Genomic DNA, 13003 nt, shown 5'->3' with positions numbered 1-13003 from the left:
ATGCTGGAATTGTTGTTTCTGCTGTTGCCTATTGCCGCCGCCTACGGTTGGTATATGGGGCGCAGAAGCGCGCAGCAAGATAAGCAACAAGAAGCTAACCGTCTGTCGCGTGACTATGTGGCGGGGGTGAACTTCTTGCTGTCGAACCAGCAAGATAAAGCAGTTGATTTATTCCTTGATATGCTCAAGGAAGACACCAGCACCGTTGAGGCTCATCTCACGCTGGGTAACTTGTTCAGATCTCGTGGTGAAGTCGACCGCGCCATCCGTATTCATCAATCCTTAATGGAAAGTGCCTCGCTAACTTACGAACAACGTCTGTTGGCGGTACAACAACTGGGCCGCGATTATATGGCTGCCGGGTTGTATGACCGCGCCGAAGATATGTTCGTGCAACTGATTGATGAGACAGACTTTCGCATTGGTGCCTTGCAACAATTACTGCTTATCCACCAGGCAACCAGCGACTGGCAAAAAGCCATTGATGTGGCAGAGCGTCTGGTTAAACTTGGCAAAGACAAACAGCGTACCGAAATTGCTCACTTTTACTGTGAACAAGCTCTGCAATTGATGGGCAGCGACGATCTCGACCGTGCCATGTCACTGCTTAAGAAAGGGGCTGCCGCAGACAAAAATTGTGCGCGAATTTCTATCATGATGGGCCGTATTTTCATGGCGCGTAATGAATATGCCAAAGCTGTTGAGTCGCTCCAGCGCGTTATTGATCAAGACAGCGAATTAGTTAGCGAAACCCTGGAGATGCTACAGACTTGCTATTTGCAGTTAAACAAACCACAAGAGTGGGAAGCGTTCTTGAAACGTTGTGTTGAAGAGAATACTGGTGCGGGGGCAGAACTGATGCTGGCCGAGATCCTTGAACGCAAAGAAGGGTCTGAAGTCGCGCAGGTTTACATCAATCGCCAGCTCCAGCGTCATCCAACCATGCGTGTGTTCCATCGTCTGATGGATTATCACTTGCAAGAGGCGGAAGAAGGGCGTGCAAAAGAAAGTTTGATGGTGCTGCGTGATATGGTTGGTGAACAAGTGCGTACCAAGCCGCGCTATCGTTGCCAAAAATGTGGTTTCACTGCATTTACGCTGTACTGGCATTGCCCATCTTGCCGGGCATGGTCAACGATTAAACCTATTCGCGGTCTGGACGGGCAATAGCGGTTAGTCAGGTATGATAATAAAAAAACGACATACTTTAGTTACAACATACTAATTAATTTAATTGCCACTTTATCTCAACTCCGAGTCGTTTGTGCCTTGCAAGGTGCAATGGCAACTGTAATTTTGAGTGTTCCCCGAGTAGAATGCTTGCCGTTTATCTCTTTGCGCCGCGTCGGTGCTCAACAGTCAGAAGGTTTAGCCATGAATTCAACTGCATCCTCCTCCTCCCGTGTTGCCACCGATTCTCCCATTGTCGTCGCACTTGATTATGATAATCGTGACAAAGCATTAGCGTTCATCGACCGCATTGATCCACGTGATTGCCGCCTGAAAGTAGGCAAAGAGATGTTTACTCTGTTCGGACCACAACTGGTACATGATATCCAGCAGCGCGGGTTTGATGTATTCCTTGATTTGAAATTTCACGATATCCCAAACACGACTGCGCGTGCCGTTGCAGCAGCTGCGGAACTGGGCGTATGGATGGTGAACGTTCATGCCAGCGGTGGGGCACGTATGATGGCAGCGGCGCGTGAAGCACTGCTTCCATTTGGCAAAGATGCACCACTTCTGATTGCAGTGACTGTGCTAACCAGCATGGAAGCCAGTGACTTATCCGATCTCGGTATCACGGTAACGCCTGCTGAATATGCTGAACGCTTGGCACGTTTGACACAAAATTGCGGGTTAGACGGTGTGGTTTGTTCTGCACATGAAGCTGTGCGATTTAAAAGTGAATTGGGCAAGGCATTTAAACTCGTTACCCCGGGGATTCGCCCTGCGGGAAGTGATGCAGGCGATCAGCGTCGCATCATGACGCCACAACAAGCGCAAATCGCTGGAGTGGACTTTATGGTAATTGGACGCCCGATCACCCAATCTGCAAATCCTGCCGAGACGTTGTGTGATATCCGTGAGTCATTACTTTCAGTTCAGCAGTAACAGGGGGCATGATGACAGACGATAACAGCCGCTTAGTTTACTCCACTGAAACAGGGCGAATTGATGAGGCGAAAGCGGAACCGGTTCGTCCAAAAGGTGATGGAGTGGTACGTATCCAACGCCAAACCAGTGGTCGTAAGGGCAAAGGGGTATGCCTAATCACTGGCATTGATGCAAGTGACGCTGAATTAGCGGCATTAGCTGCCGAGCTCAAGAAAAAATGTGGCTGTGGTGGTTCGCTAAAAGACGGTGTTATTGAGATTCAGGGCGACAAGCGCGATCTGATAAAATCTCTGCTTGAGTCGAAAGGTATGAAAGTGAAATTAGCAGGCGGTTGATTCGTTTGCTAAAAATAAAAGGCCACGGTGAAGATACCGTGGCTTTTTTATTTTGACTGCTGAAAGTCAGACCTGAATATTAAAACTATTTATAATTTGTTGAAGCGTTTTACGCTTTTGCAGGCATCTAGTTTTATTTGCTTACCTGATGGCCAATAATACCACCAACCGCGGCACCACCTACTGTACCCAAAGCGCTACCATTAGTTAAAACGGCGCCACCTACGGCACCTGCACCTGCGCCAATTGCGGTGTTGCGGTCACGTGTTGACCAGTTGGAACACGCGCTCAGAGACATAGCAACGGTCAGGGCCAGCACAACGGCGGCAACTTTTTTGTTATTTAAGGTCATAATATTTTCTCCTGAATTATTGATTCACGGGAATAAGTCTCCCCAAAAGTATAGTGGCTATTTGCCGACTTAAAAGAAGTTCCTGCAAAACTGCATGGCGATATAAGACCTAAAAGATAACACCAGTGATTATCACTTCCTGTTATATCGCTAATTAATATTCTAATTTCTATGGTAAATAACAACAGGTAAATAGTCTTAAAGGGCGGGCAGGATAATTCTGATAATAGAACTGCCTGCAATGAATGCAGACAGTTAAAAATAGGGCTATGCGATAGGAAATTGTTTAACGATATTCACCTGAACACCACTGTCCTGCAACTGCCGGGCAGAGCCTTCACTAAGACCGTCATCAGTGATTACTCGGTTAATGCGCGCGATAGGACCAAGAGTGTAGGGATGCATTGCGCCAAACTTGCTGCTGTCCGTCAGAACAATGGTCTCGCTGCCTTTTTCCAACACAGTATTGACTACATCGGCACGCATCATATCGCGACTGGTAAATCCGGTTTCAGGCAAAAAACCGTCAATACCGATGAATGCTTTGCTGAAATGCACTTGCTGGAGGAATTGGCGAGTCAAAGGTCCAACCATACTTTCGCTTTTCTTTTGGTAAATGCCGCCAAGCAACACCACTTCACAATCAGTATCTTTCAACAGATGGGCGATGTAACTGCTAACGGTAATTAGTGTTATCTTTTTCTGCTCGGCCAGAGCTCGCGCCAGCAGGGCATTACAGCTTCCATTTTCAATAAAGATCGTTTCACCGTCGTTGACTAACGTCGTAGCAAAATCAGCAAGTTGTCGTTTAAGTGAATAATTGTTCATCATTCGGGTTTCGACATCTTCGCTATCAAGTGGTACGGCATAACCGTGAGCACGTTTCAGATAACTCTTTTTCTCCAGCAGATTGAGATCCTGGCGAATAGTCACTTCTGAGACACCGGTTGTTTTAGCGAGATCGGCCACACTCATGCGGCCTTGATCAATCACCATCTGTAAAATTATTTGTTGTCTGGAGTTCATATCAGCCAATTATGCGGCGGCGCATGTAGCACCGCCGGGATTATCAAAGTGTATGTTCTGTACGGGCTATAATATCATCCTGAGCGTCTGGAGATAAGGCAGTAAAGAATGCAGAATAACCTGCTACTCGCACGACTAAGTCGCGATATTTATCAGGATGTTGTTTGGCATCTACCAGTGTTTCGCGGGAAACAATATTGTATTGCACATGCCAGCCTTTGTGCGCCTCAAAGAATGTGCGCAGCATAAGCATCAATTTTTCACGATCGCGCGGGTTATCGAGCGTTGCCGGATTCAGTTTCTGATTAAGCAAAACACCACCCAAAATTTTACTGGTTGGCAGTTTGCCCACAGAGCTTATTACCGCCGTTGGCCCAAGTCGGTCAGTCCCTGAAGCAGGGCTTGCGCCTTCGGCTAACGGAGTCGTTGCTTTACGGCCATCCGGCGTTGCCATTGTTGCTGCGCCAAAAGGGACGTTCGCTGAAATAGACGATGTGCCTGCGTAGTAAGTCCCACCGATAGGGCCGCGGCCGAAACGGGTATTGTGGTACTGCTTCAATTCATCGATGTAAGTTTGATAGGCGCGGGCCAGCAGCAAATCAACTTCGTCATCATCATTGCCGTATTTTGGCGCACTGTTAATCAAACGTTGGCGTAATTGTTCACCGGTCAAACCATCAAAATCATTAGCCAGAGCTTCGGCTAGCTGTTGTTGGCCGATAGTACTTTGCTCAAAGACCAGTTTTTTCACCGCAGCAAGGCTATTGCCGAGGTTGGCGATACCCACTTGTAGGCCGGAAACCCAGTCATATTTTGCGCCACCTTGTTTGATACTCTTACCGCGTTCGATGCAGTCATCCACCAGTGCAGAACAAAGAATATCATGGGCATTTTCTTCCAGAACGGTATCTACAACGCATTCGATTTCGATAGACTTTTGGGTGTAATAGCGAATCTGAGTATCCCAGGCGTCCATCACTTCATCAAACTGCGCGAAGTTGCCTGCGGACAATGCCTGTTTCTGTGGCAGGAAAATTTTACCGCTGGTTGCATCACGCCCATGTTCAAGCGCTGCCAGCATGACACGAGCAAAGTTGATGAAGCTCATGCCGGTGCAACGGTAGCCCCATTTGCCACCCACCGCAGTTTCGATACAACCAATGGCTGCGTAGTCATAGGCATCCTCGCGGCTTGCCCCGAGCTTGATAAACTCTTCGATGACGATTTCATCGTTATTAAACGCAGGCATACCGAAACCACAGCGGATAACCTGAACACAGGCATCCAGGAAGTCATTGCTCATTCCGGCGTGGTAACGCACGCTCAAATTTGGCTGTGTTGAACGTAACTGGCCGCAGGACTCCAGAATTGCATAAGAAAGTGGATTGACCGCATCGACGGCTTCACCATTTACCAGCATCTGGCCACCAATAGTTACGTTTTGATAAAGCGGGCTACCTGCAGAAGCTTTGGAGTGAGAACCTGAGCGAATTTTGTTAACTTCCAGCAGTTTCAACCAGCAACTTTGCAGTAACTCGATAGCCTGATCACGTCCAAGAGTTTGCTCAAGCTCGACATCACGGCGATACCACGGATAAAGATATTGGTCGAGGCGACCAAAAGAAACTGAGTGCCCGTTTGATTCAATCTGCAACACTAGCTGTATGAAGTAGCTTAACTGCAAAGCCTGCCAGAAAGAGGTCGGTTTATGGTGAGCGATATGTTCGCAGTTTTCCGCAATCGCCAGTAACTCATCACGACGTGTGACGCGTTTTTCGCTGGATGCCATTTCTTTGGCGAGTGCAGCGTACCGTAGTATATGGTCGCTCAACGCAACAAACGTAATATCAATAGCTTTAAGGAACTGCTCTTTATGCAGGTCTTCCCAGTCAGTAAGCTGAAGACGAGAGCGGCGCTCAGCTACTTTTGCACGCAAACCATCAAGGCCTAAATCCAGTAGCAAAGGGAAGTTAACCGCAAGATGCGCATCTCCAGAAGTCATGTTCCCTTCGGCTTTAATGATGCCACTTGCCAGCAACTCTTTTTGCTCATCGGTGAACATGCCGTAGCAACGATCTTGCACAGTTTGTCCACGCCACCAAGGGCAAATCTCATGCATTACGGCTTTGTCTGCGTCAGAAATTGAGAAACCAGCACCAGGTCTATCGCCCAACTCATCAATCTCGGTTTCAATCCAGCCAACGGTATATTCAGGGAAGAAAGGTGCACCACGAACATGGCTTGCCTGGTTACCAACGATCATTTCATCGTGTTTAATCCAGATGGTTCGCTCAGCGAGGTGGTGGGCGAGGGCAAGCGCACGGCGTACCGGTAACGGTTTGTCCTGATGCTGCTGATAAATGGCCGTGTAATGTTGCGCGCGCTCAGTACAAACTGGTGGCTTAACGATATGAATCAATGCTTCTTTATGATCTTTGATTCTTTGGCTCAGCGTGTTCAAATTCAGTTGTGTCATCGGTTTATCCTCTTATCCATGCGGTCATCCCTTTTTGGCTTGCATACTGCTCAGCAAATTGCAGCAGTTCTGGCGCATCAAGGGGTTGGTGCGCAGCCAGATAAGGGAGATTCAGGAGTTTGTATTTGTTGATACCTAAGGTGTGGTAAGGCAAAAAATGAATCGCTTTCGCGCCAATTTCATCGGCGGCAAAATCGCTGATCGCGCGAATAGATTGCTCGTCAGCATTAAAATCTGGGATTAGCGGCACTCGAATGGTCATTTCTACATTACGTGCTGCAAGTTTTCGGAAGTTATCCAGAACGCGCTCAGCGCTTCCGTCAGTCCACTGTTTGAAGCGTTGTGCGTCGACATGTTTGAGGTCGGCGAGCAGTAAATCGAGGTGTTCGATGGACGGTTCGATATATTTCCATGGCACATGAAGGCATGACTCGACTGCAGTATGAATACCTGCCTCTTTGCTTTTTCTCAGCAATTGCTCGGCAACATCAGGCTGCATAAAGGGTTCACCACCTGAAAGCGTAATGCCGCCACTACTGCGGTCATAAAACGGCTTATCGCGTAAAACTTTTTGCATGATGGCATCAACGCTTTGGGTTTCACCACACACGCTTAATGCCTGAGTAGGGCAACAATCTTTCAATGTGGTCATATCCGCGGGCATTAATTTCTCACGAGCGATAACCAAAGCGCCGTCAATGCGGCTAATCGCGTGTGGGGTAACCTGCGGGCAAAGCTCGCAGCCTGCAAGGCATAAACGCTCATCAAACAACACATCCTGGTCACGTGCGCGGCTCTCTGGATTCTGGCACCAGCGACAGCCAAGTGAGCAGCCTTTAAGGAACACCACTGTACGGATACCCGGGCCATCATGTGTTGAGTATCGTTGGATATTAAATAGCATAAGTCCGCCCTTATCTTCTGTTCGTAAATTAGATTACTTTCGAATGAAAGTTTTATTGATTTTGATCAGATAAAGGACAGACAGTGGCGTTATCATGTCGGCAATGAGATACACAACAAATCTGGAGAAATTATGGAACTGTATTTAGACACTGCTGATGTTGCCGCAGTTAAGCGCCTGGCTCGAGTTCTACCTTTGCAAGGCGTAACAACTAATCCATCAATTGTGGCGAAAGCGGGTATTTCGTTGTGGGAAGTACTCCCCGCGCTGCAAGATGCATTGGGCGGGGAGGGCAAACTGTTTGCTCAGGTTATTGCAGCGCAAGCTGATGAGATGGTCAAAGAAGCTGAACTGTTGGTGCAACGCGTACCGGGCCTGGTAGTGAAAGTTCCTTGCACGGTTGAAGGTTTGGCAGCCATGAAACAATTGAAAGTGCTGGGAATTCCAACACTCGGCACCGCCGTATACGGTGCAACACAAGGTTTGCTCGCGGCATTAGCTGGTGCGGAATATGTGGCACCATACGTCAATCGTCTGGATGCGCAGGGCGGAGATGGCATTCAAATGGTGCAGGATTTACAGCAATTGCTGACGCTGCATGTCCCGCAATCAAAAGTGCTTGCCGCCAGTTTCCGCACACCTCATCAGGCAATGTCATGCTTGTTGGCAGGTTGTGAAGCGATAACGTTACCTGTTGATGTCACCGAACAACTGTTAACCACCCCAGCCGTCAGTGCTGCAATTGCGACTTTTGAGAAAGACTGGCAGGGTGCATTCGGTTCACTAACTTTGTAGCGCGAAGGTTTTAAATAGCGCCGATTTGCACCGACGTTAAATTTAAATCTCCCATGGCGACTTTTGCAGATCGCCTTTTTTACTTTCTTCGCCAGCGGCGAGGTTAAGTAATTCTGCTTTTAAAATTTCCAGATTATTAATGGCGGATGCATGATCGCCTCCCACCAAAATATCCAGCACAGTATCAATGCGTTTTGCGAGTTGCAGAAGGTCCACTGAAGGCATAGTGCATCCTGTTTTCAGTTAAAAAGTTGCTTTCATAATGTAAAAAAATATGATGAAAGAGAAGCCGCGGGTGTGCTTTATTCGCTTTATCCATCAATCAATTATCGAACAATATATAAGTAATCATTATTAAATGCTCAAGTGCATTCATACCATTGCGGTAGTGAATTAGTCTGATCCTGCGTGTAACGCACTTTCATAACATGAGGATAAGATAATGACAGTAATTAACCAACCAACCTGTAAATTGTTTACGGATTCTGCACGATTCACCCAGTTGTCGGGCTATTACGAAGCAGAGCGTCGTACGGTATGGATGATGTTAAGAGCGCAACCTCGTCCATGCTTCAATCACAAACTGATCGAAGAAATCATGAACCTGCGGTATCTGGTTCAAAAAGAGGGGTTTGCAGTAGATTTTTGGGTGACCGGTTCACTTGTGCAAGGAATGTATAATACCGGTGGAGATCTTGGTTTTTTTGTTGAATCAATACAACAAGGTAAACGCGAAGCGCTTCGTGCTTATGCGCGAGCTTGTGTTGATTGCGTCCATGCTGCATCCCGTGGATTTGATAGTGGTGCCATAAGCCTTGCGATGGTCGAAGGCAGTGCACTAGGCGGGGGATTTGAAGCCGCATTGGCACACCATTTTGTTTTGGCACAAAGGGATGCTCGTCTCGGGTTCCCTGAAATTGCTTTTAATTTGTTTCCCGGAATGGGGGCTTATTCACTGGTTGCACGCCGTTCAGGCATGAAACTGGCCGAGGAGCTGATTTATAAAGGGGAGTCACATACAGCAGAGTGGCACGAGCAATTTGGCCTTGTGGATCAGCTTTTTGAACCGGGCCAGGGTTACATCGCGACACGAACCTTCATTGATACCTTACAACCTAAACTTAATGGTGTTCGCGCCATGCTGCGTGCACGTCAACGTGTTCTCCAGTTACCGCGAGCGGAACTTATGGATATCACCGAAGACTGGGTTGACGCTGCTTTTTGTCTTGAAGATAAGGATATTGCTTATATGGAAAGGTTAGTCCTTTTGCAAACCCGACATTCTTCGACGGCTTTGCGTAAAGCCAGTTAACGCGCTGTTCATACTTTAATTTAGCTTTAATCAACTTGACGCCTTGTTAGTAAGAAAGGCGTCTTTCCTAACGGGGTGACGAGCCGGATTTCCGGATTAGCTCAAGAAACATCTGGAGAATAGGTGAAGTATTTTGTTTAACGTAGGCAATAGCAATACCCATAGACAGCCGATTTGGCTCTTCCTTAAGCTTGCGGAAAATAACACCTTGCCTCTTGATTCGCTGTAAAGAGGATGGAACCAGAGCCATCCCTTTTCCTTCGGCAATCAGACCCAACATGATGTGATGGTCTGGCGGTTCCGGAATAGCATTAATTCTAAAATCGATGCGATTGAAAAATTCCTGACAGTGATCATAGAAACCGGGATTTAATCGCCGGTGAAACCAAAATATAGGTTCATCACAAAGATCTTTGAAACTAATACTGCGCTTTTGTGCGAGTCGATGTGTGGATGGCATAGCCACGACAAGTGGATCGTCGATAATTTTCTCTACCGCTAAATCCTGAGTCTCAGTATGTAACCCGATAAAAGCGGCGTCCATCGTTCCGTTCTTCACTTCGCGAACAAGATTAATCGAATAATGCCCTCTGGTGAGAAACTGCCAGCCTGGATAGCGTTGGTGCAGATCCTCTATCACATCGGGTATCGCACTTCGTTCGAAAACAGTGGTGTAGCCTACAACAAACTTCCCACTATCAATTCCCCGCGTTGCTCGAGCTACTTCAATCGCTTTTTCTACCTGAAGCAGCGTTTGTTTAACCTCGGGTAAGAATGCCATGCCCGCTTCGGTCAACGTCACACCTGTTTTGCTGCGAATAAATAACTGCACGCCAAGCTGGTCTTCTAGTTGTTGAATTTGCCTGCTCAACGGTGGCTGAGAAATATGCAGCCGTAATGCGGCACGGCTGAAATTGAGTTCTTCACTCACAGCAAGAAAATAACGGAGTTGTCGCAGATCGATGGATTCATTCATACCAAAAAGGTATCACAAAAAGGGTATTGGATGCATTGCAGCGCAAAATTTAGAGTGAGTTCACCAGCAATGAAAACACCTTTTCTAAGGAATTAAAAATGGACAACGAACGCTATACACGAGGCCTTGCGAAGCTAAAAGAGATTGATGGTCATGGTGGTGAACATGTCATTGAGAGCTTGCGCGATATCGCACCGGATTTTGCGCGGTTGCTTATTGAGTTTCCATTTGGTGACATCTACTCAAGACCGGGACTTGATTTAAAGACCAGAGAGCTTGCGGTAGTCGCTTCATTGACCTCACTAGGAAATGCGCTGCCTCAGCTCAAAGTGCACATACAAGGGGCCCTCAACGTCGGCTGTTCTGAACAAGAGATAATTGAAGTGATGATGCAAATGGCGGTCTATGCGGGTTTCCCTGCGGCTCTTAACGGACTATTTGCTGCCAGGGAGGTTTTTGCTCAAGGCAAATAGCCAGGTTTCCCTGGCTATTCAATAGCTAACGTGCAGTCCGTGCTTGATAACGCTTTAACCAACGTTCGAATACAGCTGCGGGCATGGGTTTGGCAAATAAATAACCTTGCCGTTCGTTGACGCCATTCTTGGTAAGAAAGGCGTCTTCTTTCTGGTTTTCAACCCCTTCGGCAATCACTTGTAAATTCAGCGCCTGCGCAACTGCGACAATGGCGCGCACCAGTGATTGTGATACCGATTGTTTATGAATATCACGCACGAAACTTTGGTCGAGCTTAATCGCATCGATCGGGAAGCGAGCAAGTTGAGAAAGTGAAGAATATCCCGTCCCGAAGTCATCCAAATGTACTTGTGCACCCAGGCGGCTGAATTGCTGAATAACCGAAAGCGCGAGTTCCTCGTTTTCAATCAGGCAGCTTTCTGTTAGCTCAACATCAATTGGGCAGTATTCAAAGTTGAGATCTTTCAGGGCTTGTTTTAGGTCACTGAAGATTGTTTGGTCGGCTAACTGGCGGGCAGACACGTTTACTGCAACGCGTAAATTGATGCCTTTGTCGCGCCATTTCGCAACCTGCTGAACCACGCTTAGCATCACCCAGCGTCCAAGTGGAACGATTAATCCAGACTCTTCCGCGTAAGAGATAAAATCCAGAGGAGGGATCAGCCCGCGCTCTGGCGATTGCCAACGAACCAGCGCTTCAAGGCTTCTGACTTCACCACGCCAGGTCATTTTTGGTTGATAGTGAATTACCAGCTGATCGTTTTCTAACGCTTTACGCAAGTTCGTATCGAGCCACAAATATTCAAATACACGCTGATTCATTTCAGGAGAAAAGACGCAAAACTTGCCGCGACCACTCTCTTTGGCGGTATACATTGCAGTATCCGCATTTCGGATAACACTTTCCCTGTCTTCACCATGTTGCGGAGCCAGTGAAATACCTAATGAACAGCCGGTATAAACTTCAATTAAACCAATACGGAAAGGTAGTTTAAGGCGGGTAAGAATCCGTGACGACATGGCTTCGAGCGTAGCCTGCGAAGTATCGGTCGCTAACACAATAAACTCATCACCGCCGAGGCGCGCCAGAATCTGGCCTTCATCAAGACAACTCAGAATGGCCAACGACACCGCTTGCAATAGCTGGTCGCCGAACATATGTCCGTAGGCATCATTCACTTTTTTAAAGTTATCTAGATCGAGATAAACAATACCCACTTGAGTTTCACCGCGATTATCAATTGCCGCAGTAATTAAATCATTGATGGCATTGCGATTGGGTAGGCCAGTAATAGTGTCAGTATTTGCCAGTACGCGCAGGCGTTCCTGAGCTCGGCGTTCTTCGGTGATGTCAGTGCCGGAGCAAATCAGATAAATTTCGTTTTTGCCGCTGCCACTGTGGACGAATTTATTGCGAAACAAAAACAGCCGCTGCCCCTTGCAGGTTTTTATCCAGCGTTCGACTTCATAAGAATTCCCGTTACGAAAGAAGCCGCTAATGTTTCGCTTTGACGCAGCGGCTTCGCTACGACTCATAAACAATTTAAAGACGTTCTGACCAATAACTTCTTGCTCTTTCAGACCGGTATATTCTTCACTCAACCGGTTGAAGCGTTGTATGTTTCCAAGTTTGTCCAGAATAACAATAACCGAGTTAGCTTCTGATACCACTTGTTCAGCAAACGACAGCCCTTGCACCAAATCGCGGGCGACGGAGGGAGTGTCGTTCCAGGCTGATGCTGAGCCTGCCCACTCCTTTTTTGATACTTTGCGTCCTACCAAATGTACCGAGACTTCACTGCCAAACAGTGAAATCGACATAGTGACGCTTGACGTAATGACTGTCATCAGCCGGATTAGCTCTGCCTGCTCAGGCTCAAGAGCGATTACTTGGATAATATCCGAACTTTCGCTGGCGGCCAGCTGCAGAGCGTTGCTGTCGCCAGGCAAACGCCAATACGGGCTGGTTGTCCCTAAATAACGGTAGAGCAGATTCTGCTCCAAATCGTCTTTCATGCTCTCTCCTGAACCGGGGCCGACATAGCGTGTCAGTCTGGTATTTATATTAGCAATATTTAAAGCGACAACCGTGAGTTAAAGACATTGTTTTTGCACAAGATGTGAGAAATCTGAATATTCACAGATAGATTGGCAGTTTTTCGTGATTTATAGCAAGGATAAAAATAGTTATAACGGCTAATCAGTTCCTCGATGTGACTATTGCCCTTTAAATCC

At 47.3% G+C, this 13003-nt stretch carries 13 protein-coding genes; 6 read left to right on the top strand and 7 right to left on the bottom strand.

The genetic code is table 11. From position 1 onward, the window contains the following. The 3 genes from lapB (at window position 1) to yciH (ending at window position 2453) form a co-directional block, all read left to right on the top strand. On the top strand, window positions 1-1170 hold the full coding sequence (gene lapB / locus FH968_RS00865; protein WP_139876508.1) for a lipopolysaccharide assembly protein LapB: 1170 nt from the start codon (window positions 1-3) through the stop codon (window positions 1168-1170). 204 nt (window positions 1171-1374) lie between these two features. Then, window positions 1375-2115, top strand: a complete 741-nt coding sequence (gene pyrF / locus FH968_RS00860) for an orotidine-5'-phosphate decarboxylase (RefSeq protein ID WP_139877202.1) — start codon at window positions 1375-1377, stop codon at window positions 2113-2115. Window positions 2116-2126: 11 nt separating this feature from the next. Further along, window positions 2127-2453 carry a stress response translation initiation inhibitor YciH gene (gene yciH / locus FH968_RS00855; RefSeq protein WP_139877199.1) on the top strand — a complete coding sequence of 109 codons (327 nt, stop codon included), beginning with the start codon at window positions 2127-2129 and terminating at the stop codon, window positions 2451-2453. 133 nt (window positions 2454-2586) lie between these two features. Here the strand turns inward: yciH and osmB are convergent, their stop codons facing one another. From osmB to FH968_RS00835, 4 genes are all read right to left on the bottom strand, one after another. Further along, window positions 2587-2805: an osmotically-inducible lipoprotein OsmB gene (osmB, locus tag FH968_RS00850; protein ID WP_139876507.1), complete on the bottom strand. Its 219-nt coding sequence runs from the start codon at window positions 2803-2805 to the stop codon at window positions 2587-2589. A 267-nt stretch (window positions 2806-3072) separates the two neighbouring features. Next, complete coding sequence (locus FH968_RS00845) at window positions 3073-3831, bottom strand: DNA-binding transcriptional regulator YciT (RefSeq protein WP_139876506.1); 759 nt, start codon at window positions 3829-3831, stop codon at window positions 3073-3075. A gap of 43 nt (window positions 3832-3874) precedes the next feature. Further along, window positions 3875-6307, bottom strand: coding sequence for a formate C-acetyltransferase/glycerol dehydratase family glycyl radical enzyme (locus tag FH968_RS00840; RefSeq protein WP_139876505.1), 2433 nt, complete (start codon window positions 6305-6307; stop codon window positions 3875-3877). Window positions 6308-6311: 4 nt separating this feature from the next. Further along, entirely contained in the window at window positions 6312-7211 is a 900-nt protein-coding gene (locus tag FH968_RS00835; RefSeq protein ID WP_139876504.1) for a glycyl-radical enzyme activating protein, read from the bottom strand. A 132-nt stretch (window positions 7212-7343) separates the two neighbouring features. Here FH968_RS00835 and fsa point away from each other — a divergent pair, with 132 nt between their 5' ends. Continuing rightward, window positions 7344-8006, top strand: coding sequence for a fructose-6-phosphate aldolase (gene fsa / locus FH968_RS00830; protein WP_139876503.1), 663 nt, complete (start codon window positions 7344-7346; stop codon window positions 8004-8006). Between the two features lie 42 nt (window positions 8007-8048). On the opposite strand, the gene FH968_RS00825 is transcribed toward fsa, so the two are convergent. Next, the gene (locus tag FH968_RS00825) at window positions 8049-8231 is read right to left on the bottom strand and encodes a hypothetical protein (protein WP_139876502.1); all 183 of its coding nucleotides are present in this window, start codon (window positions 8229-8231) and stop codon (window positions 8049-8051) included. Window positions 8232-8448: 217 nt separating this feature from the next. On the opposite strand from FH968_RS00825, the gene FH968_RS00820 reads away from it, so the two are divergent. Then, complete coding sequence (locus FH968_RS00820; RefSeq protein ID WP_139876501.1) at window positions 8449-9318, top strand: crotonase/enoyl-CoA hydratase family protein; 870 nt, start codon at window positions 8449-8451, stop codon at window positions 9316-9318. A 67-nt stretch (window positions 9319-9385) separates the two neighbouring features. Here FH968_RS00820 and FH968_RS00815 read toward each other — a convergent pair whose 3' ends face one another. After that, entirely contained in the window at window positions 9386-10294 is a 909-nt protein-coding gene (locus FH968_RS00815; RefSeq protein ID WP_139876500.1) for a LysR family transcriptional regulator, read from the bottom strand. 98 nt (window positions 10295-10392) lie between these two features. On the opposite strand from FH968_RS00815, the gene FH968_RS00810 reads away from it, so the two are divergent. Beyond that, window positions 10393-10767, top strand: coding sequence for a carboxymuconolactone decarboxylase family protein (locus FH968_RS00810; RefSeq protein WP_139876499.1), 375 nt, complete (start codon window positions 10393-10395; stop codon window positions 10765-10767). A 25-nt stretch (window positions 10768-10792) separates the two neighbouring features. Here FH968_RS00810 and pdeR read toward each other — a convergent pair whose 3' ends face one another. Beyond that, entirely contained in the window at window positions 10793-12784 is a 1992-nt protein-coding gene (gene pdeR / locus FH968_RS00805) for a cyclic di-GMP phosphodiesterase (RefSeq protein ID WP_139876498.1), read from the bottom strand. Between the last annotated feature and the right edge of the window lie 219 nt (window positions 12785-13003).

The sequence above is a fragment of the Buttiauxella sp. B2 genome, assembly GCF_006376615.1.
Classification (GTDB): domain Bacteria; phylum Pseudomonadota; class Gammaproteobacteria; order Enterobacterales; family Enterobacteriaceae; genus Buttiauxella.
The sequence above is the reverse complement of the archived record's forward strand: the minus strand, read 5'-3'. Positions and strand labels throughout refer to the sequence as shown.